At 42.8% G+C, this 22,494-nt stretch carries 19 protein-coding genes; 9 read left to right on the top strand and 10 right to left on the bottom strand.

Features of this window, described 5'->3' with window-relative positions:
* Positions 1-163: 163 nt before the first annotated feature.
* The 7 genes from acs to ACMFL8_RS01235 all read right to left on the bottom strand — a co-directional run bounded on the left by acs (position 164) and on the right by ACMFL8_RS01235 (position 9,509).
* A complete protein-coding gene (gene acs / locus ACMFL8_RS01265; RefSeq protein ID WP_201593311.1) occupies positions 164-2,134 on the bottom strand; it encodes an acetate--CoA ligase in 1,971 nt (656 codons plus the stop codon).
* Positions 2,135-2,525: 391 nt separating this feature from the next.
* Positions 2,526-3,755, bottom strand: coding sequence for an ABC transporter substrate-binding protein (locus ACMFL8_RS01260; RefSeq protein ID WP_413189872.1), 1,230 nt, complete (start codon positions 3,753-3,755; stop codon positions 2,526-2,528).
* Positions 3,756-3,901: 146 nt separating this feature from the next.
* A complete protein-coding gene (locus tag ACMFL8_RS01255; protein ID WP_413189871.1) occupies positions 3,902-5,872 on the bottom strand; it encodes an AMP-dependent synthetase/ligase in 1,971 nt (656 codons plus the stop codon).
* A gap of 5 nt (positions 5,873-5,877) precedes the next feature.
* Positions 5,878-6,672, bottom strand: coding sequence for an ABC transporter ATP-binding protein (locus ACMFL8_RS01250; protein ID WP_037032897.1), 795 nt, complete (start codon positions 6,670-6,672; stop codon positions 5,878-5,880).
* Positions 6,673-6,719: 47 nt separating this feature from the next.
* Positions 6,720-7,487, bottom strand: coding sequence for an ABC transporter ATP-binding protein (locus ACMFL8_RS01245; protein WP_010196014.1), 768 nt, complete (start codon positions 7,485-7,487; stop codon positions 6,720-6,722).
* Positions 7,484-8,581 (bottom strand): branched-chain amino acid ABC transporter permease, encoded by a 1,098-nt coding sequence (locus ACMFL8_RS01240; RefSeq protein ID WP_194620700.1) that lies wholly within the window; start codon positions 8,579-8,581, stop codon positions 7,484-7,486. Before ACMFL8_RS01240 ends, ACMFL8_RS01245 begins: the two co-directional genes overlap by 4 nt.
* Before the next feature lie 49 nt (positions 8,582-8,630).
* Positions 8,631-9,509 (bottom strand): branched-chain amino acid ABC transporter permease, encoded by an 879-nt coding sequence (locus ACMFL8_RS01235; protein ID WP_189583195.1) that lies wholly within the window; start codon positions 9,507-9,509, stop codon positions 8,631-8,633.
* Between the two features lie 363 nt (positions 9,510-9,872).
* Here ACMFL8_RS01235 and ACMFL8_RS01230 point away from each other — a divergent pair, with 363 nt between their 5' ends.
* Positions 9,873-11,186 (top strand): NAD(P)/FAD-dependent oxidoreductase, encoded by a 1,314-nt coding sequence (locus ACMFL8_RS01230; protein ID WP_413189870.1) that lies wholly within the window; start codon positions 9,873-9,875, stop codon positions 11,184-11,186.
* Between the two features lie 168 nt (positions 11,187-11,354).
* Entirely contained in the window at positions 11,355-12,386 is a 1,032-nt protein-coding gene (locus ACMFL8_RS01225) for a pirin family protein (protein ID WP_413189869.1), read from the top strand.
* A 164-nt stretch (positions 12,387-12,550) separates the two neighbouring features.
* Here ACMFL8_RS01225 and ACMFL8_RS01220 read toward each other — a convergent pair whose 3' ends face one another.
* Complete coding sequence (locus tag ACMFL8_RS01220; RefSeq protein WP_210541585.1) at positions 12,551-13,654, bottom strand: alkene reductase; 1,104 nt, start codon at positions 13,652-13,654, stop codon at positions 12,551-12,553.
* 551 nt (positions 13,655-14,205) lie between these two features.
* Here ACMFL8_RS01220 and ACMFL8_RS01215 point away from each other — a divergent pair.
* The 5 genes from ACMFL8_RS01215 to ACMFL8_RS01195 all read left to right on the top strand — a co-directional run bounded on the left by ACMFL8_RS01215 (position 14,206) and on the right by ACMFL8_RS01195 (position 17,548).
* Positions 14,206-15,255, top strand: a complete 1,050-nt coding sequence (locus ACMFL8_RS01215; protein ID WP_413189868.1) for a PAAR domain-containing protein — start codon at positions 14,206-14,208, stop codon at positions 15,253-15,255.
* A gap of 8 nt (positions 15,256-15,263) precedes the next feature.
* A complete protein-coding gene (locus ACMFL8_RS01210) occupies positions 15,264-15,812 on the top strand; it encodes a hypothetical protein (protein ID WP_413189867.1) in 549 nt (182 codons plus the stop codon).
* Positions 15,813-15,918: 106 nt separating this feature from the next.
* Positions 15,919-16,452 carry a hypothetical protein gene (locus ACMFL8_RS01205; RefSeq protein WP_240216233.1) on the top strand — a complete coding sequence of 178 codons (534 nt, stop codon included), beginning with the start codon at positions 15,919-15,921 and terminating at the stop codon, positions 16,450-16,452.
* Between the two features lie 439 nt (positions 16,453-16,891).
* Positions 16,892-17,341, top strand: a complete 450-nt coding sequence (locus ACMFL8_RS01200; protein ID WP_413189866.1) for a hypothetical protein — start codon at positions 16,892-16,894, stop codon at positions 17,339-17,341.
* A gap of 54 nt (positions 17,342-17,395) precedes the next feature.
* Positions 17,396-17,548 carry a hypothetical protein gene (locus tag ACMFL8_RS01195; RefSeq protein ID WP_413189865.1) on the top strand — a complete coding sequence of 51 codons (153 nt, stop codon included), beginning with the start codon at positions 17,396-17,398 and terminating at the stop codon, positions 17,546-17,548.
* A gap of 91 nt (positions 17,549-17,639) precedes the next feature.
* Here ACMFL8_RS01195 and ACMFL8_RS01190 read toward each other — a convergent pair whose 3' ends face one another.
* Positions 17,640-18,842 (bottom strand): serine hydrolase domain-containing protein, encoded by a 1,203-nt coding sequence (locus ACMFL8_RS01190; RefSeq protein ID WP_413189864.1) that lies wholly within the window; start codon positions 18,840-18,842, stop codon positions 17,640-17,642.
* Between the two features lie 237 nt (positions 18,843-19,079).
* Here ACMFL8_RS01190 and ACMFL8_RS01185 point away from each other — a divergent pair, with 237 nt between their 5' ends.
* Both ACMFL8_RS01185 and ACMFL8_RS01180 read left to right on the top strand, forming a co-directional pair.
* On the top strand, positions 19,080-19,478 hold the full coding sequence (locus ACMFL8_RS01185; RefSeq protein ID WP_413189863.1) for a hypothetical protein: 399 nt from the start codon (positions 19,080-19,082) through the stop codon (positions 19,476-19,478).
* Positions 19,471-19,923 (top strand): hypothetical protein, encoded by a 453-nt coding sequence (locus tag ACMFL8_RS01180; RefSeq protein ID WP_413189862.1) that lies wholly within the window; start codon positions 19,471-19,473, stop codon positions 19,921-19,923. Before ACMFL8_RS01185 ends, ACMFL8_RS01180 begins: the two co-directional genes overlap by 8 nt.
* A 274-nt stretch (positions 19,924-20,197) precedes the next feature.
* Here ACMFL8_RS01180 and ACMFL8_RS01175 read toward each other — a convergent pair whose 3' ends face one another.
* Positions 20,198-22,333, bottom strand: coding sequence for an NADPH-dependent 2,4-dienoyl-CoA reductase (locus ACMFL8_RS01175; RefSeq protein ID WP_189583222.1), 2,136 nt, complete (start codon positions 22,331-22,333; stop codon positions 20,198-20,200).
* Positions 22,334-22,494 lie beyond the last annotated feature (161 nt).

Genomic DNA, 22,494 nt, shown 5'->3' with positions numbered 1-22,494 from the left:
GAATAATATGTCTATCAATCATATTTAACCTTTGAAAGGCTTCAATATCAATATTATCTCCGTAAAAAAGCCATGCTACCCTCGATAACATGGCTTTTATTCAGCTGTGATAGACGAACGAGAACAACTGGCTCTCAACAACTCTTTTAACAATATAGCCCTATTAACCAGTCTTCTCTGCGCGACCAGCTTTGACCACATCGACCAACTGATTGATCACTGAGCTGTCTGCAAGCGTAGACAAATCACCCAATCCAACATACTGTCCCGCCGCAAGGTTACGCAAAATACGGCGCATGATTTTTCCTGAGCGCGTCTTTGGTAGCGCATCAACCATATAGATGGCATCTAAAGTGGCAATTGGGCCAATTTCAGTGCGCACATGACGTTTTAGCTCAGCTTTGAGTGCGTCTGTTTTTTCTTCACCAGATTTCAGGATGATAAAAGCGCAGATACCTGTACCGCGAATCTCATGCGGCATACCGACGATAGCGGCCTCAGCAGTAGCAGGATGAGCGACCACCGCGCTCTCAATCTCCGCAGTTCCCAAACGATGTCCAGCAACGTTGAGTACATCATCGACGCGGCCTGTGATCCAATAATGACCATCTTCATCACGCTGAGCACCGTCACCGGTGAAGTAAAAACCTGGGTAATCACTAAAGTAGGTCTTCAAAAAGCGTGCGTGGTCATTATAAATGGTACGCATTTGCCCCGGCCAGCTACTGTTAATCGCCAAATTTCCTTCTGCAGCGCCTTCTAGTACCGCACCATCACCATCGATAATCTCTGGTTTGATACCGTATAGTGGCGTCATCGCTGCACCTGGTTTGAGATCAACCGTGCCTGGAATAGGTGCCATCAAAATACCGCCAGTCTCGGTTTGCCACCACGTATCGACGATTGGACATTTGCCATCACCAACGACATTATAGTACCAGTCCCATGCTTCTGGATTGATAGGCTCTCCAACCGAACCAAGTAAGCGTAGGCTTGAACGATCTGATTCTCGTACAAAAGCATCACCCTCTTTCATCATCGCGCGAATCGCTGTCGGTGCGGTGTATAAAATCGTAATGTCGTGCTTGTCGACGATATGACCGATGCGCGCCCACGTTGGATATTCTGGCACACCCTCGAACATGACTGTCGTTGTGCCATTGGCAAGCGGTGCATAAGTTGAGTATGTGTGACCAGTAATCCAGCCCACATCTGCCGTACACCAATAGACATCGTCTTCTTTGATATCAAAAACATCACGAAAGGTAGAGAGTGCATAGGTGATATAGCCGCCGGTGGTATGCAGTACGCCTTTGGGCTTACCCGTTGAACCAGAGGTGTATAATAAAAACAGCGGATCTTCGGCATTCATGACTTCAGGCTCGCAGTGCTCTGATTCACCGTCTATCAGGTTGTGATACCAGACATCACGGTGACCGCTCATCGGTATGGCACTACCCGTGCGATGGACGACGATGACTTTTTCTACACTGTCCGTGCCATCTATATCTAACGCGTGATCGACATTGGCTTTGAGCGGTGTATGTTTGCCACCACGCAGGCCTTCATCAGCAGTAATGACGACCTTTGAGCGGCTATCGATTAGGCGATTGCCCAAGCTCTCCGCAGAGAACCCACCAAAGACCACTGAATGCACCGCGCCAATACGCGCACATGCCAGCATCGCTATCATGGCTTCTGGTATCATCGGCATATATAACGTGACGCGATCGCCTTTTTCAACCCCAAGCTTACGCAGTGCATTACCTAGACGACAGACTGATTCATATAGCTCTTTAAAAGAGATGATTTTATGTAGTGAGGGATGATCGCCCTCCCATATGATGGCAGGCTTATAAGGGCTTTTTTTCATATGTCGATCAAGGCAGTTGACGGAGATATTCAGTTCACCATCTTCGAACCATTTAATATGGAAATCATCTAGATCATAATTAACATTGCTGATTTTGGTGGGTTTTTTGATCCAATCGATTAGCTCAGCACGCTTCGCCCAAAAAGCATCACTTGTCTCAGTTGATTCGATAGAGTGTTCGTAGTCTTTGAGGTACTGCTCAGGCGTGGTATTGGCAGCAGCCATGAACTCGGCGGCGATAGGAAATGATTTCTGGGTCATAGTGTTCATCCTTTTTAATTATTATGACCTATATAAATAATCGTCTATAACGACCATCTATACGGGCAATAAGAGTCATCTTCCATAATGTGTGACACTTAATGATAGTTTGACAAATAAGCGCAACGGTTGCAAGGCATCAACAGTCAATCATAACAATTTCGCTGTACATCTGTATACTTAGGTACAGATAGTCTAGTCCTTATAAAGCGACTAATTTGTCATTCTAGTTAATTTTTATTATCGGTAGCTAGTGGCTTATTTTGTATTAAGTACGAATTTTAAACTTACAAAACAGTTAAAATATAAAACACAACGTTTATAAACGATACAAGCCATACTTATGTATGGCTTGTTGCTATCAAAATTTCACTAAATGAATAATGCGTACTTATTTGAGCTGTTTAACGGTTTTCCATGCGCCGCTTTGTACTTGCGATAAGTAAACATCGTTAAAGGCAACATGGCTTTCAGGAGTAATCGCAATAGTAGATCCTGTGATGCCATCTACAAAACTAACGGTTTCCATACCGGTATTAAAAGTATCGGCATTCAAATCTTTGCCAGCAGCTTTTAGTCCTTCAACAGTGATTCTGGCTGAAGTATAACCAAGGATAGCACCTGCTGATACATCTTCCCCTGTGACTTTTTTATACTTTTCAATAAAGGCTTTGGTCTCAGGCTCATTCGCTCTCAAAGCCAAATCGTTATAGTAAGAAACTGCATATAGGCCTTCACTAGCGCCACCTGGTGCTTCGGCAACTGCGGGATGAAAACCCGTTGCAGGAGCGATGAATTTCACGTCAGTCCAACCCATAGCGTTCGCTGTCCCTACCGCAGTAATAGCGCCGCGTATCGTAAGAGATAGACCGATTAGCTCGCAATTGGCTTCTTTTAATTTGGCGATTGCACCAGCAAAGTCTGTTTCATCAGGACGATGTGAGCTGGCCTGAACTAACGTGACATTAGGATTGTTATCGCTGATATCCTTAGCCGCCTCATTGGTCTCTTCACCATAGTCTGAGGGGATATACATGACGCATAAATTTTTAATATCATTTTCGGCAATCAAATATTCCATACCCATTTTCATAGAGTCGTAATACGTACTACCCATCGTATAACGGCGATTGAAAGCCCCTTCTTCTTGCATTGGCTTTGCAAAAGTGATCGGCATAATATTAGGGACATTGGCGCGATCCATAATAGGGAAACTCGCTAAGTTATGCGGCGTACCAAGCGACATCAGCATACCGAATACTTTATCGCGGCTGACGAGCTTATTAGCAGCCTGTACCGCCTTTGGTACTTGATAAGAATGATCCTCGACGACGTAACGAATCTTTCGGCCATTGACACCGCCTGCCGCATTTACCTCATCAAAATACATATTCGCACCCGCTACCGCAGGATTACCGAATCCTGCAAACGGACCTGATAGATCATTCGCACCGCCCAATAGAATCTCCGTATCCGTAACACCTTGCACTGGCATATCACTCGTTGAAGCGGTTTCAGTATCTGTACCAGCTGCGGCGGGCGTTTCTGAATTGCTACACCCTACTAAACCTATCGTACCGACAGATAGTGCCAGTAGCGTCGTCTTGAATGTCCATTTCATTGCCTTTCTCCTTGCGACTTCAGTCGCTGTTAGTTTGATGCTTTCAAGGTTGATACTTTTGAGGCTGATACTTTTAAGATTGATACTATCAAGGTTGAGATAACGTCAAAAAATCTGAACGGTGCTAATTGATGACAAGCCCCAGATCAGTACATAGAGTCGATAAGAGCGTGATGCTTTTTCTCAACCAAACTTCTTTTCAATTTCATGGTCGCAGTCAATTCGTCATCTTCAGGACTGAGCAGCACATCAATAAGCCTAAAGTGCTTGATGGTTTCCACCTGTGCTAACGTCTGATTGGTAGACTGTATGACCTCATCTATCAAGGCGATGACTTCTGGCGCATGACACAGCGAGCGAAAATCTGAGAACATTACCTGATTGTCTTGCGCAAACTTTTCGACATTCTCCTGATCTATCATAATCAGGCAGGTCAGATATTTGCGTCTATCGCCGATGATGACGGCATCTGAGATATAAGGCGAGAATTTAAGCTTGCTCTCAATCGCAGCGGGTGTGACGTTTTTGCCACCTGCGGTGATAATGATGTCCTTGATGCGGCCCGTAATGAATATATAGCCGTCTTTTATCTCGCCAACATCGCCAGTATGTAGCCAGCCATCCCGTAAGTCCTCAGCGGTTTTTTCGGGCTTGTTCCAGTAGCCTGCAAACACGTTCGCCCCTTTTACGAGTATCTCGCCGTTGTCGGCAATACGGACTTCAGAATCGGGTAGTGCCTTACCTACGCTACCGGCCATCTGTGCTTCAGGCGTATTGACTGATATCACGCCTGCGCTTTCAGTCATGCCATAGCCTTCATAGATAGGCACGCCTATCGCATGAAACCAGCGGATAATATCTAGTGATATGGGCGCGGCCCCAGTGGTAGCACGGCGAATATTACTCATGCCTATCAGGTCACGAATTTTATATAACACCAGCTTGTTCCAAAACTCGTAACGCAGTCGTTGACCTGTCGTGGGCGTATTGCCTGCCATCACGATATCAGCGTGGTCATGACCTGCTTTTATGGCCTGATCAAATGCCCAGCCATTAAGCGCACTAGCATCACTACGCATATTACTGATAGAGGCGTACATTTTTTCCCACAGTCTAGGCACGGCGGTAAAGGTATCAGGCGAGACTTCTTTCATATTCTCAAATACCGTCTCTGTGCTCTCAGCAAAGTTGACGATGCAGCCCCTATGAATAGGCAGATCCACTGACGTCAGACGCTCAAGCACATGACACAAGGGCAGAAAACACAGCTGCTCATCGGTAGGCAATATAGGAAGGATATCAATGCTTGTTTTTAGCTCAAAGAGGACATTGGCGTGCGTTAAAATCGCGCCTTTTGGGTTGCCTGTCGTGCCAGAAGTATAGATTAAGGTGCGTATATCGTTCGCGGTACCTTGATCGATATAATCGCCAAAACGCTCTCTTACGTTTTCAATAGTTCGACCGATCGTATATAGATCATCTAAGAACATAACCTGATCATCATCTAGGCTACGCAAACCTTTACGCTCAAAGACAATGACTTTTTTAATGTTAGGCGTCTGTTCACGAATCTCTAAAAACTTATGCAATTGCTCATCGTTTTCTACGATCAGAAACTTAGAATGGCTATCACTTAATATATAGGCAAGCTGCTCGGGACTGTCTGTCGTATAGACACCGTTGGGTATACCGCCGACAGCGCAGATACCCATATCACAATAGAGCCATTCTTTATTGTCCTCGCTCAATATAGAGACAGTATCACCTTTGCTCAGGCCAAGCTCGACGAGTGCCATGCCGATATCGCAGCCATGACGATAATAGTCAAGCCAACTATAACTCTGCCAAATACCAAAGCTCTTTTCGCGATGAGCAATCTTGTCGCCTCGGCTCAAGCAAACCTGTCGCCAAAGTTTGCTTAACGTATCGCACCCTTCTAGGATTTGGGGCGGATGATCGAAAGGCGCATTGCGTATCTTTCGATTAGTCTTATAATCATTATCGTTGGAGTAATCGTAAGACGATACTGGCGCGGCAGATGTGACTTTCGTGACCGCCACATCAGTAGGAGAAAGTGAAGTATTGTTTTCAGTATGAATATCAATAGAGGTCGTCATGATTATTATCGCCAAGTCTTTTTGCGTTTCCACCGAGTGGCTTCCGCAGTGTTGTCTTTGGTTTGTCCCAAATAGAACTCTTTAATATCATCAGAGTGCATCAGTTTGTCCGCTGAGCCTGCCATGACAATACGCCCTGTCTCTAACACATACCCGTAATCCGCGGCTGCCAAGGCAACTCTGGCGTTTTGTTCAACCAGTAAGATGGTCACGCCCTGCTCTTTATTAAGCCTGCGAATAATCGCAAATATCTCCTGTACCAATAAGGGAGACAGTCCAAGAGACGGCTCATCGAGTAGCATAAGGGAGGGTCGTGACATCAGTCCGCGACCGATAGCTAACATCTGCTGCTGACCACCGGACATCGTGCCCGCTGCTTGAGTGCGGCGATCTTTTAGGATGGGAAAATACTCATATATCATCTCGACATCGCGCTGTATCTCAGACTTGTCACGCCGAGTATAAGCGCCCATCGCCAAGTTTTCGGCGACATTCAAAAAGGGAAATACCTCGCGCCCTTCGGGTACGTGCGACAGTCCTTTTTTGACCAAGCGATCAGGCTCAGTGCCATCGATACGCTCACCGTGGAACCACACTGCACCCTTGCGAGGATTGATAACCCCCGAGATGGTCTTCATTAACGTCGTCTTGCCCGCCCCATTCGCGCCCAAAATAGTGACAACCTTACCTTCGGGCACCTCTAGACTCACGCCTCTCAATGCCATAACTGGACCATAAGCGGATTCTAGATTTCGCACTTCAAGCACGTTGTTCTTTACTTCAGAGTCGACCAAATTCATTTCAGTGGCGGGCGCGGCAGAGGATAGTGATTTTTTGATAGCTGACATTACACACTCTCCTGTCCAAGATAGGCTTCAATAACCTGTGGATTGGCTTGCACCTCAGCTGCTGTGCCCTGAGCCAAAAACTTACCTTCAGCGACGGCCAATACTCGATCTGACACCCGATTTACGAGACTCATGTCATGCTCTACCATCAAGATAGTCAGACCAAGATCCTTTTGCATGTCTTCGATCCACCATGCCATCTCGGACGTCTCCTCTACGCTCAGACCAGAGGCAGGCTCATCGAGCAAAATAAGCTTGGGGTTAGCAGCTAATGCGCGCGCAATCTCGACCACCTTTCTAATACCGTAAGGCAAACCTGCAATGAGCTTATCTCGATAAGGGGCTAACTCTAAAAAATCTATAATCTTTTCAACTTGTAGACGATGCTCGCGCTCGCTACGGCGCACTTTTGGCAAAAACAGCAAGTCCTGTATCCACGACGTATTGCGCTGCGAATGGCGACCGATAAGCAGATTCTGTAACACGCTTGAGTGATCAAACAACTCGATGTTTTGAAACGTACGGGCAATACCCAGTTTTGCGATATCGTGAGCGGGTAGCTTGGTAATATCAGTCCCATCAAAAGTAATACGACCACTAAGCGGCTCGTACAGGCGACTTATTAAGTTAAAAATCGTGGATTTACCAGCGCCATTAGGCCCTACGATCGTGAATACCTCGCCCTCGTTTACCTCAAAGCTAATATTATCAACGGCTTTGACACCACCGAACGCGATAGATAAGGAGTCAACTTTTAATAAGCTCATCGCATACGCTCCGTTTTCAGATAAGTTTTAGAACGGCGAAATAGTCCTTTTCGATATAACGGAAACATCTGAAACCAAGTCCGTATCTTTATCCAAATACCGTATATACCGCGTGGCTCATAGATGATCATGATGACAATGACTAAGGCAAATAGCGCCGTATCAATACCAGGAATACTGGTGATATTAGAGCCCGTACTTTGACCAATGACATCGCCTAAAATAGCAATCACTTGTGGCAATAGGACAACGACAATAGCACCAAAAAACGCACCATGTATCGAGCCTAAACCGCCAATGACAATCTGCAATAGTATGGTGATGGAGATAATAACGGTGAAGCTTTCATAATTGACCGCTTGCACAAAATGCCCGTACATAGCGCCGCCAATAGCGGTAATCGCACAAGATATGCTAAAAGCGAGCGTTTTGGCTTGCGGTACATTGACGCCAAGCGCGCGGGCGGAGACTTCACTGTCTCTGATGGCTAAGAACGAGCGCCCTGTGCCGCTCCTGAGCAAATTGATATAACCTAATGTCACCAGCACTACGAGCGCAAGGCACAAGTAATAAAAGGCCTTTGGCGTGATGTAGCGATCGATGGTATAGCCAAAGAGATTGATAGGAGAGGCAAAGGTACCAGAGATACCGCCCGTAATAGGCTCAGCCACGATAGCGATGTCTTCGACGATTATACTAAGCGCCAAGGTCGCGATGGCTAAATAGATGCCACTGGTTCTTAAGATCGGTCTGGCAATGATAGCGCCGATAACTCCCGTAATGAGCGCGCAAGCAATCAAGGCAGGGAAAAAATTCCACCCTCGAGCCATCAGTGCCATATGGCTAAACGCACCGATAGCCATAAAGGCGGCGTGACCTAAGCTGACTTGTCCGGTGTGACCCGTCAAGAGCATCAGACCCAGTCCAGAGATAGACCAGATCAATATGGCACTGAGCTCACTAATATAATAGTTACTCAGCAGCCAAGGTGCCATTAAGAGGAGCAAGAGGAGTACGCCATACTTTATGAGTTGGCGTTTGTCATCGAAGATATTGATATCTTGATCGTAACTGTGTTTAAACTGGGCTTTCATGGGCAGTACTCATCCTTGAAATATTTTAGTCATCCTTGACTCAAAACTTCTATACTTTTTTCTGTTTGACCTGAGAAAAAATACCGCCTGGACGTACGATTAGTACGATCAACATAACCACATAAGGCGCAATTTGACTTAAGCCTAGCGGTAGATAGCGACCAGCAAATGGCTCTATCACCCCTACCAGCAACCCGCCTGCTAGTGCACCAGGCAAGGAGCCTAAACCGCCGATTACCGCAGCGGCAAAAGCCTTGATACCAAATAGTAGTCCGACAGAAGGTTCGATCGCGCCTTTGGCGGCAAATAGTATGCCAGCAAGTGCAGCAACCACCCCTGATAACGCCCAAACGATACCGTTGACGCGCTTAACGGGAATACCCATATAATAGGCGGCCATTTGGTTTTGGCTACTGGCTTGCATCGCAATACCAAGCCGCGTGTGGGCAAAAAAGAAGTATAAAATGGAGGTTAATGCGATAGTAGATATGATGATAATGATGTCGACATAAGCAATGCTAAGCGAGCCTAATGCCATCATCTTGCCTGAGAATGGTGTCTGTAGTGAGACTGGACTATGTCCCCAGATAACACCAGCGACAAAGCGCATTAAGAATCCGAGCGAGATGGTCAGGATGACCATCGCAAATTGCGGTTGACCAAAGATACCACGTAGGACAAAGCGATCAAGTAAGTAGCCAAATGCGCCCATGATAATAGCCGCAAAGGTGATACCTAATAAGAAAGGAAAGTTTGCCTGATCGGCATTAATGAAAGATATGCCTAAAAAGGCACCGAGCATAAGCATGTCGCCTTGGGCAAAGTTCACTGCCTCTGAGGCTTTGTAAATGAGCACAAAACCCAGCGCTAACAGCCCATATATACAGCCATTAGCAATCCCGCTAATGAGCAGTTGTAGGATATCCATAAAGTCCCTTTTGTCTTAGCATTGTCATCCGTGACAATGTTTAAATAAGCCGTTCAATCGGCTGGCTTTTTAACTCAACTACTTTTGAAGAAATTCATTTCCTTCAAATAAAAACGACTAAAATTCTAATAGGTAACAAAAGTGGCAGCAATAGGTGCGAATAACATTCATATTTTTACATTATACCAATCATCAATTGTTGTCTATAGAAAAAGTAAAGTTATTCAATGATTTATAGCAAGCAGACTAAAGCTATCTATATTACTCACCTAAAAACACTTCCATTATTGCCATGGTATAATTGAGATACTTTATATCGTTTATCCAAACCTATTATCTTAACCTACCCTATAAGTCATTATCATGAGCCAAATGCAAAACCAAGCGGCACCCGTTAAGTCAAACAGCCAATACGATGTCATCATCATCGGTGCAGGCGCTTCAGGGTTATACTGTGCGCTCACTGCGGGTCGCCGTGGTCGCCGCGTGCTGGTATTAGACCATGCCAATAAAGCTGGCAAAAAAATCCTCATGTCGGGTGGTGGACGCTGTAACTTTACCAATTACTTTGTAGAGCCTGAGCACTTCATTGGTGCCAATCAACATTTCTGTAAGTCAGCCTTGAGTCGTTATCCGAGTTGGGAATTTATTGGTATGGTGGAGGCGCACAAAATTGCTTACCACGAACGTGAGCATGGTCAGCTGTTTTGTGATGACTCTGCACAAGATATTTTGACCATGCTGCTGGATGAATGTAGCGCGGTAGGTGTGCAAGTGAAGCTGAATGCGCAGGTTGAAAGCGTTCAAGCCATCGAAAATGATAAAAATGCCCGATTTGAATTACTGACAACCAAGCAACTCAGCAAAAAAGAAAAGCAAGAGAGAAAAGAATCGGGCAATCAAACCAAGCTGCCGCAAACAGGCTACCGCTGTGAATCTTTAGTGGTGGCGACTGGCGGGCTGTCTATCCCAACGATGGGCGCTAGTGGCTTGGGTTATGAATTGGCGCAGCAGTTCGGGCATACGCTTGTCGCAACCGATGCCAGTCTCGTGCCTTTTACTTTCACCGATAAAACGGGCGAGCTTATCCGTGCTTTGGCAGGTATTAGTCTGCCAGTGATTGCCAGTAATGAGCGCATCTCCTTTAAATTGCCTGTGTTGTTTACCCATCGCGGACTCTCAGGTCCTGCTATGCTACAGCTTTCAAACTACTGGCAAATTGGCGAAACCATTAGCATTAATTTACTACCAAATATCGATATGACAATGCTACTTTTGGCGCATAAAAAATCGCATCCCAGACAGCTCATTCGTACCGTTTTGGCTGATTATACCGATAGTGCATTACCCAAGAAGCTATTGGCAGCGCTACAAACGCACTTGTGGGATGATATCAAAGACACAGAGCTGGCCAATATTAAGGACGAGCGTCTGACTGAACTTGGTACGACGCTCAATGGCTGGCAGCTTAAGCCGTCTGGCACCGAAGGATATCGTACCGCGGAAGTGACGCGCGGTGGTGTCAAAACAAATGAAGTCTCGTCAAAAACCATGCAAAGCAACTTTCAGGACGGCCTATACTTTATCGGAGAAGTATTGGATGTCACAGGTTGGCTCGGTGGCTACAACTTCCAGTGGGCGTGGGCCAGTGGCTTTGTCTGCGGCGAAGTGGTTTAATAGAAGTGGATTTTATATAGGGTCTATTGATAAGTTTAGAAATAAACCCTAAATAGACCCCAGATAGACAGTTATCGTCTGGGGACGTGTCAATCCGTTGTATATACGATTGACTGTGATGACCATCATTATAATAGTAAATATAAACACGGGCTTGCGAGGTGAACAATGCGTGCAATTAAACATATTCATGGTGACAAAGCACCGCATTGGGTCGGTGACGGTTTTTATGTGAAAACCTTAGTCAATCATCTTGAGGATGATCCCAATTTTAATTATAGCCACACTGACCCATTTTTATTATTGGATTATGGCAAGCCCACGACCTTTGCCCCAAACCCCAATTATGAAGCGCAGCCTCACGGTGTCGGACAGCATCCACACAAAGGCTTCGAGACCGTGACCATCGCTTACTCTGGTGAAATCAGTCACAGGGACTCAACTGGCGGTAACGGCATCATCTTCGAAGGTGATGTTCAATGGATGACTGCAGGGCGCGGTATCTTGCATGAAGAGTTCCATTCGCAAGGTTTTGGACAGCGCGGTGGCGTCTTTAGTATGGTGCAATTGTGGCTAAACCTACCAAGCGCCCATAAGCTGACTGAGCCAAAATATCAGTCCATCAGACGGACTGATATACCGATTGTTGAATTGCTAGATGATAGTGAAGCGGCTCAAACAACTATTGGTAAGGTGGCTATCATCGCTGGTGAGTGGCAAGATATAACTGGAGCAGCCGATACCTTTACACCCATTAATTTATGGGATATCGAGCTGCATGCAGCAGGATCGACGACGCTACAGGTGTCAAACAGCCATAATGTTTTATTATTGGTACAAGAAGGCGAGCTACTCGTCAATGACACCCCTATCGCAGCGGGTCAACTGATTCAGTTTGTAGCACCTACCAAAAGCACTATAAACTCTCAAACTATAAACTCTCAAACTATAAACTCACAAGCTATAGATTCACAAACGGAGCAGTCTGCCTCATTTATTGCCGATGCCACTGACACTATTCAGCTGACTTATCCAGCAACATCTGATACTGAAAAAACGGTAGCGCCAGTTCGACTATTGATCTTAAGTGGCGAGCCCATTGGCGAACCTATCGCCAGTTATGGGCCGTTTGTCATGAATACCCAGGCCGAACTAAAACAAACTTTTCGCGATTATCAAACAGGTAATTTTGGTAAGTAGTAGGGTCTGTTGAATAGTATAAAAACGATAAGAAATAAACATAGTAAATCTTCAAATTATTGACAATAAAAAAGCCACCTCACTATTGATAGTAAGGTGGCTTTTTAATGGATATACCTTTTACAGATATTATCGGCTTAGCATTTACGCGAGCTGACAGTCCATTATGCTTGGTTTAGAAATGGATAATCGGTGTAACCTTCAGTACCGCCGCCGTAGAAGCTTTCTGGATGCTGCTCGTTTAGCGCAGCGCCTTCGCGGATACGTTCGGCCAGATCAGGATTGGCGATATAGTCACGACCAAAGGCGACCGCATCGATATAACCTGCTTTGATGTTTCTCTCTGCTTTTTCAGCAGTATAGCCACCAGCCGCGATAATAGTCTGATTAAAAGCTTGGCGGATGTGCTTACGGAATTCATCATTATAAGGCGTGCCACCTGCCCAATCAGGCTCTGACAGATGTAAATACATCAAACCACGGTCATTGATCTGCTCAATCATCCAGATGTTTTCATCTTCATTATAGCCAGCTTCGACATTATTAAAAGTACCAAGTGGCGAAATACGAATGCCCACATGGTCGGCATCCCAAGCGTCGACACAAGCATCGATAACGTCAAGCGTCAAGCGAGCACGGTTTTCGCGACTACCACCATACTCATCATCGCGCTGGTTGGTTTGCTCAACCCAAAACTGATGCAATAGATAACCATGAGCCCCATGAATCTCTACACCATCAAAACCTGCTTCTTGAGCATTTTTGGTTGCTTGTGCAAAATCAGCAATGACTTGTTTAATTTCATCAAGTGTGGCTGGACGTGGTGTCGTTGCTTCAACGCGGATGGCTTGATTGTTGCTATCGCGCAATGAGGTACGGATACCAACATGAACATCTGACGCAGAAATTGGCGCTTTGCCATCAGGCTGCACGCTTTCATGAGAAACCAGACCGGTATGCCATATCTGTGCGACGATTTTTCCGTCTTTGGCATGAACATTATCAACGATGGTTTTCCATGCTGTAATTTGATCTTGGGTATGAATACCCGGCGCGCCAGCATAGCCTTTTGCTTGAAAAGAAACCTGAGTCGCTTCAGTGATAACAAGCCCAGCACCACTACGCTGTGAATAGTATTCGCTTGCCAATGCTGTCGGAACATCACCTGGCTCGACAGAGCGCAAGCGCGTCAATGGTGCCATGATAATACGGTTTTTTAGGGTTTGAGTGCCCATGTCGAGTGGTTCAAATAAGTTGTCGTGTGCCATGATATGCCTTATATCTAATTGGTTTGTTATTACAAATGAGGATCGTTGTTGTAGATGCCCGTTACTATAAATCAATCCGCTCAGCGCTATGAAAAGTTTATGAGTTATTGAGTTCATAAAATGTATCCATGCTTGCGATTGAATCATGCAATCGATACACAAAGTATCTTGTGAGCAGTTCGACTACATTATGGGGAATAAGACTTTATATTCAATGATAATTTATCAATCCTGTTGTTTGATAAAGCTAATCTTAACTATCAACGCCTTACTCCACAGACTTCCGAGACCACCTTATTGAAAATATCAGGGAATACTTGATTGGTGAGTTGGAAGGTTAGATTTTTGCTAGGTATTGAAAACAAGTGAAATGATTGAATCTTTAGTACAGTCAATCGCTTTTACGCTAAGTAGTGCCTAAATTTGCATATAGACGACATGCTTTGACGAACTTAAGTTTGATTTTTAACGCTTTAGGCCTCTATAATGTCAGGCAAATAACAGATTCGCGATAAGCGTCTAAACGTTGGGCATTTAAGCAAGGTAGCACTATGGCAGCCTATATCACAGTCGGCGCAAAAACCTCACACGGTGGGACGGTCATCTCTGGTTCACCGCATACCACTCATAACGGCATCCCAGTCTCGCGTAAAGGCGACAAAGTCATCTGTAAAAAGTGCAAAAAGGTCACTACTATTCTTACGGGTGATCCGTCATTTATTGTGGATGGTGCACCTATTGCACGCGGCGGTGATGTGACCAGCTGCGGGGCTAAGCTGATTGCGATTCAGCAGGCGTTTGCGGAGTCTGACTTTGATGTAGGCAGTATTGCGCAGGCAGCGCCTTTGATATTTGCGAAATCTGAGCCTGATAGTTTGTTTGCAAGTTTGACGGCTTCTGATAATTCAAATGTGGTTTATTCTAGCCCTTTTGACAATGGAACTGAAGTGAATTCACAATTAGCTATATTTAGTGAAACCAGTTCAGCAGCGGAATATACGGGAACTGAAAAAAAAGCTATTCAAGAGGCAGTGATTGAGCAAAACAGAATGCTTAATAACACTAAAAATACCCTTACAAGGTGGAATTCAGATGACCAACAAGAATTCAAGCAGGCATTTGGCGATGTAAAGGATATTGAAAAATCGAGAGAAATGAAGTTATCTCAAGTAGATAAAATGCTTGATTTAAACAAAAATTTAACTTTAGATAATTTCAAGGACGTAAGAAGCTCTTCACAAGTACTAGGCGGAGGTTACCTTGCTAGCGATCCACGTGTCGGTGCTTATGTTACAACAAAAGATACTACTCATCGCATCAATACAGGTAAAGCATTTTTTGAAGACCCATATACAGGAAAACCTATAAACAAGTCGACTAATGCTAGACTGTTAACTCATGAATTTTCTCATTTTGATGATATTGCTGGAACAAAAGACTTGTTCAACAACATAAAAACTGGCGAATTCTACAACAACGGTAAGAGTGTATATGGAACTATAGCTTCAAAAAAACTGGCTCAAGATAGGCCAGACCTAGCATTAAAGCACGCGGACAGTTTCTCTTATTATGCGTCAGGAATGATAAAAAATACTTATTAGGAAGTAATATGCTTGAAAATTTAAAATGGGTATTTGTAATTATTAGCAGCATTATGATACTTAGTAGTTGCACCAATAATTTCAAGAGTTTACATCAAAGTGATACAAAGATGGTGTCTGAAATGAATATGGATAACTTTAAAATAATTGATAGTTATAGTCTATTTGAAGAAAATGGTGACTTGATTTTCTCAATTAACTTAAAAAATAATACTAATAGTACTATAAATTTTGATACTACTGTTCAACCATTTTCTATCTACTATAATGACGAACAACCCCTAGAATCTAAACCTTATCCAAGTTTTACTGATACAGCGCCGGAAATAATAGTAAATATTAAAAAAGGTGGTAGCTATACTTTGAATTACATCTTAAACAACAATTATCTATTTATAGATAAAGAGAATAGCTATCAATTAGTTTATATCAATCACTTTTACGACATCAATTCAAATGAAAACATTGATCCAAATTCTATTAAAACTATAAACTTCAGTTGGAAAAAGTCGCAAGAAAGCAATAAAGGTATATTAACTGAAAAAGATAGATCATAGTTTGATTGTTAAAAAAATTTAGTATGGATTATCTATTGCGACTTTATTTCTTATATAAAAAATAGCGTTATTCGATACTAAATCAAACCATGTAGGAATTTTGTCAGTGAAAATAAAAGGTAAAGAATACAAGCTGTCTGATATTTCACTTATTGCTTTCGTTATTATTTTATTTATATGGACTGTAGACTTAGAATCAAATAAAGAGCTTGAAATATACCAACAAGAATTGGTTGAGAAAGAAAGCTGGCTTATATCCGAACTTGATAATATTGCTAAGTTTATGAACTTCAAAGTAAGCGATCATAGTCATTCTAATAGAGATGTGTGGTACACATCCAGATATGCAAGCCCCGAGTTTGATAAGAATAGACTGTTACATTTACATAGCTTTCTTCTCAAAGAAGGCTGGGTAGATATGACTGATAAAATTGACAAAAACGATTATATAGCTAATACCTCAAGTAGATCTGATAAAACAGCCAAACGTGTCCGTATTCTATGTAAGGATAAAGCTACCATTTTTATGTATATGACCGACATGCAAAATGATTATCTTATTGATTTATTTAAAGCACGTACTTTGGTGGAGCTTGAGTACGATTACAGCTTACCTTGTTATGACTTAAATGAGCCATAGTATAGTCATACTAATGCCAGATAATAAATAATTGAGGATATTTTCCTCAAAGTTTCATTATAGATAAAAAGCAATTTGTCCGGAGGAATTATAATGTATCAAAAAAAATCTATACCTTAACCCAGTCTATATTGCTAGCTACAATACTATCCAGTGGTTTGTTAGCTTCTGCTTGCTCAGCGAAACCATCAAACACACCTACATCGTCAAATCACCCCTACTGAGAAATACGAATTTGGCATTGCTCAATTCAATTTCAGTAGGTGATATCAGAATCACTGGGAAATCAACTATTTCTTTAGAAGTGAGTTTAAAGATTCTTATGATACCTTTGAATTAATATCAAGAAATTAAGATCCAAACGGTACAATCTATAGAATTTCAGGAAATTGGTCGAACTATATAAGCACAACTATTAAAAAGTAATCAAGGATAAAAATTGTTTAACAAACCTAAAAAATTATTAGTTCCGTTATTTATTGGTCTGTTAACTATAACTATATTGTTGTTTCTTAATCATAAGGTTTATCAACCGCCAGTTCTAGGTAAATTAAAACTAAGGTATATCTCTAGTGAAAATTACCAATTAATCTACAAAGGTGAAGAAATTACAGGTAAAGTGACAGCCGTTGATAGCTGGTATGTTCATGAACATTATGTTTATGGGTCAACTACAAATTTTGAAACATCAACAGGCGACGATATTGTGTACTTCTTCATTAATGTGTGTAGCGGTAATAGTTTTGAAACAGAGAATTTCATAAAATTTAAAAATTATTTGGATAGCAAACAAATACCAGAAAATAAAAGAAACTGGATGAGTGGTGATAATGCTATAGACATCAAAAGAGCTGAGTACTCCTCAAATATCGACTGTAATGAATACTAAAGCAACTTATTTGTATGAAAGTGAATAAAGTTTTTTCAGGATTATCAAAAAGTAATGCAATGGTATTTATTAGCTGCCGACCAAGGCAATCAAGAAGCCAGTAATCGAATCGGTAGATTGGTCATGAATGGTAAAATCGACGATAAAGACATCGTTATTTATAGTACCCAAGAAACTGGTCTAACGTTGGGTAATATTGAAAAATGATATAATGACAGTGATTTTAAGATGAGTCAGAAATGACTGGCTCATCTATAATTCGGGATACCCTGCAATCGTTAGCTTACAAAGTACCTAATCACTCCACCAAACCATCCAAAATCATTTTTACCTCCGTCACATATTGACCCAAATCTGGCTCTAAATGAAATCCCTCTACTGGTGCGGGCAAACCTTTCTGCTTGCCCAATCTGACGATGATTGCATTCTCTTCAGGCAACACTAATACTCTCTGACCTAAATGACCAAGCATTGCATAAAACGGAATCGGACTCTCCATATCCGTCCACACTGAATGTCCATAAACTTGCGCCTGCCCTTCTGCAAATGCACCCGCGTTTGGCGTAATCATAAAATCAACATGCGCTTTGCTAAGCAGTTGCTCACCTTGCCACTCGCCACCGTTTAATAATAACTGCCCAAATTTAGCAAAATCCAGCGCACTGGCGTTTAGACAGCAATATACTTTTTCGATGCTCTCTGAGCCGTCAAGCGACCAGTAAGCGTCACCTTGCATACCAAGTGGCTGCCAAAACTTCTCTTCCAAATAGCTAGATAGGGTATAGCCATGAGGTTTTAACGCACGTGATAGAGCAATACCGAGCATTTGCGTATCGCCTGACGAGTATTCGAATTGACCGCCACACGCCTCTACGAAATCTCGATTGACCATTTGCTTAACTAAGTCATGACCATAGTAGGATTCTGCGGTGGGGTTAATTGGAAAGTAGTAATCCTCCGTCCAATCATAGCCTGAGGTCATCGCTGATAAATCCGCGAGGGTACAATTTTGCGCGTATTGATTGTCTGCATATTCAGGCAACCACTTGGTAATCGGCTCATCAACGCTACCGATATAGCTATCCTCCACCGCTTTGAGATAGAGCATAGTCGTGACGGTTTTTGCCATCGAAAAGCTGTTGGTGTGCGAATCGCTACCATAACCTTGCCAGTAGTTTTCGTACAGTAGCTTGCCGTCTTTGATAATAGCAAAGGCCACCGTTTGGTCTGTATCTAAAGCATTCTTCAACGTTGTGGTGAGTTTGACTTGCTCAAAACTGGAATCTTTTTCCCATTCGATAGCGTCTTTTGCGCGGATAGTCCGATTGTCAAAATCGATATAATCATCAATATTGGCAGTGGCTTCACCTTTAAGATAAGTGAGCTGTAAACCGCGGAAGATATAAGCATTACCGGTCACTACTAAGCCCAAGCTGATAATAATTAATAAACCTAGTATGGGCAAAATGACCCATTTAAACAGTGTCTTTAACACTACCATTATAAAATCCTTCTTTATGGCGTGATTGATAGATATGACTATCGTTGATAGGGTTTAATTTAGCATGGATAGGGAGTTTTGGGAGGTGATTTTCGGGTAGCGAGCGTAGAGTTTCTATGCCATCCTACTAATAATTTGATGTATGATTATGAAAATTAATTGATTATCTAAGTACTATTTTTTGCGCAGAAGTGTAAAATGCATAAGTTGTATGATATGTATTAAGGAAATTGACTAGTGGAAGGGACAAAGCAAAGTAGTAAGACCATAAGAATCAGTTCTGATGGCCTTTATAGAGGAGCTACAGTACATACACCTTTTCCTTTAGAAAATAGTGACTTTCTAAAGCTAACGAAGGTGAATAGTTTATTGCCAATTTGGGCTCACACTTTTTTTACTGGCACGAGTGTTTTTTCTATTACTGTTTTAGCTAAATGGATAAATCATAAGTATCTTAATGGCATTGAAACTGTATCAAGCACAGAAATTATAACACTAGTAATTCTAGTAGCACTGGCTTTAGCATTCGAAGGTTTATATCTTATGCTTCCATCAGAAAAAAAAGTAACAATTGCAAAAATTGCAAAACACTTTAAAGAAAATACACCAAAAGCTGCAGGATTTGGAAATGAATAATAGTCTACCTAAAGAGTACATTCCTTTTAGTAAAGTTTGGGTCTGTAGTAATATATTCGATGAAGGTAAAATAATTTTTAGTATTGACGAAAATCCTATTTTTTTGATAGGTCGTGATAAGGAAAGCTCTAAAACATTACTTTGGTTTAGTGCGCAGAAAAAAGAAAGTACATCGAAGAAATTTTATAATGTAATATCAGAGAACAAAATTATTGACGAAAGATTTGATTTAATCTCAACAGAATATGGTGATGAAATAAAGTTCAACGATCATTCCTTAATTCAGTTCAGAGTAGTAGACGATAGGTTAGTTATCAATATGATAGATCTTAAACCTATTGGTTTAAATATATTTGGGGGTTTGTCATCACTAACTATTGTCAGTAACAACTTTTCTAACTGTACATTTGCTGATAGTAATACTATGATAGCTATTGGAGAGTGATCTCATAGAAAGTAATGACTAAATATAATTTAATCTAATTTTTATCTTTTATAATAACAAATCTAGACCTGCAAGAAAATAGGTCTTATCCTTAGCGCTGACGTGAGAGCAGTAAAAAAAATTGTATACAATTTAGGCCTGTAGGGAAAACTCTTTTAAAGGGCAATTCTTATAGGTATATTGCTATGCTAAATTCATAATAACCAAACCAAAAAAACGGCGAGATAATTAATCTCACCGCTTCTATGTTCGAACTAAGCTTTTAAATCAAACCTTAAATCGCTGCCGCAACCTCAGCCCCATCACGAATCGCACGTTTAGCATCCAATTCAGCGGCAAGCTTAGCGCCGCCAATTAAATGATATTGCGCGTCCGGTGCATCACCGACATTTGGCATCAGCTCAACCACAGACTCTTGACCGGCACAGACCACGACGCTATCGACACGGAGCAACTGAGTTTGGCCTTGGTTATTGGTAATCCAAACACCTTCATTGGTGATCTTATCGTACTGCGCACCCGATACTTGGATGACACCGTGCGATTTGATATGAGCACGATGTACCCAGCCCGACGTTTTATTCAGACCACTACCCAAGCGACCTTTGGTACGCTGCATCAGATAGACTTGGCGAATAGGCTTGATCGCTTCAGGCTTAATCAGACCACCCTCAGTTTGGTAATCGGTATCAGAAGTTACGCCCCACTCTTCACGCCACTCGCTAACTGACTGCGCTTTTGGACGATAGCTTGGGTCTTTTAACAGCTCAGGGCCTAGCTCATCAAGCGGCTGACCATGCTTAGCTGTGAGATATTCACTGACGTCAAAACCGATACCGCCAGCACCGATGACGGCGACGGTATCACCAACTGATTTTTCACCAGAGAGCAATTCAGCATAGCTCATCACTTGTGGCAAGTCAGCTCCTTCGAGCTTACCTGCCAAACTTCTAGGCACGACACCTGTTGCGACGATGACATGGTGGAATTTAGCTTTCTCTAGCATGGCTTTATCGACTTTGGTATTGAGTTTAATCTCAACGCCTAAGTGCTCAAGCTCATTGATATAGTAGCGAATGGTTTCAAAGAACTCTTCTTTACCAGGGATAACTTTGGCGTAGTTAAACTGCCCGCCCAAGATATCTTTTGCTTCAAATAGCGTGACCTTATGACCACGTAGCGCGGCGACGTGAGCGGCTGACATGCCAGCGACACCGCCACCAATGACTGCGACCTTTTTAGGTTTTTTGGTTTTCTTATAAACCAATTCAGTCTCGTAGCAGGCTTGAGGATTGACCAGACAAGTTGAGCGTTTATTGGCAAAAGTATGATCGAGACAAGCTTGGTTACAGGCGATACAGGTATTGATGCGATCGGCTTGACCGTTTTTGGCTTTATTAACCCAATGGGCATCGGCTAAGAATGGACGCGCCATTTGAATCATATCCGCCTGACCACTAGCGACAATCTCTTCAGCGGTTTCTGGCATATTGATACGGTTAGCCGCCATCATCGGAATGTTAATATGCTTTTTAATTTCAGCGGTAAAATCAACAAACGCAGCACGCGGTACACTAGTGACAATCGTTGGAATGCGAGCTTCATGCCAGCCGATGCCCGTATTCATGATGGTCACGCCCGCCTCTTCTAACGCTTTGGCAACAGTGATGACTTCGTCCATGACGTTACCGTCTTTGACCAAGTCAATCACTGATAAGCGAAATAGAATAATAAAGTCTTCACCGGCAGCTTCTCGCACCGCTTTGACCACATCAACCGCAAACTTCATACGATTTTGAATGTCACCGCCATACTCGTCCGTCCGTTTATTGACATGGCGCGATAAAAACTGATTCAGCAAATACCCTTCTGAGCCCATGATTTCGACACCATCATAACCCGCCTGCTTAGCAAGCTTTGCGCAACGGGCATAATCTTTTACCGTTTGCTCGATATTTTTAATGCTCATCTTACGCGGTTTAAATGGCGAGATTGGTGATTTTATCGGACTTGATGACACCACAAACGGTTGATAACCGTAGCGTCCACTGTGCAAAATTTGCATGATGATTTTGCTGTCATACTTATGTGCTGCACGAGTGACACGCTGATGATTAATCACATCAGCTTTGGTGTTCATCGTGCCACCAACAGGCGACAACCAACCTTCACGATTCGGCGCAATACCACCGGTAATCATCATCGCCACGCCGCCTTTGGCACGCTCTGCGAAATATGCTGCCAGTTTACCGTAATTATAAAAACGGTCTTCGAGACCTGTATGCATCGACCCCATCACTAAGCGATTTTTTAGCGTGGTAAAGCCCAAGTCTAACGGCTCAAATAAATGTGGATAGTGTTCATTGGTGCTAGCGGTCTCAATAGAATTGGCAGTGCGGCTGGCGGTCATATCATTTTCCTTATGAATGGTTTGTTGATCTAAACACAGTTTACAGTTTTACATGACTGGTATCGTAACACACCGCTATTATTATCAGCTACGCAGACGAGCGACTGATGAGTGAGCACTATATCGACAACCCTCTTTAATCGCGCAGTTTTATGGTATTT

Source organism: Psychrobacter sp. AT9 (assembly GCF_047272965.1).
Taxonomy (GTDB): domain Bacteria; phylum Pseudomonadota; class Gammaproteobacteria; order Pseudomonadales; family Moraxellaceae; genus Psychrobacter; species Psychrobacter glaciei.
This window is presented reverse-complemented; position numbering and strand designations above follow the sequence as displayed.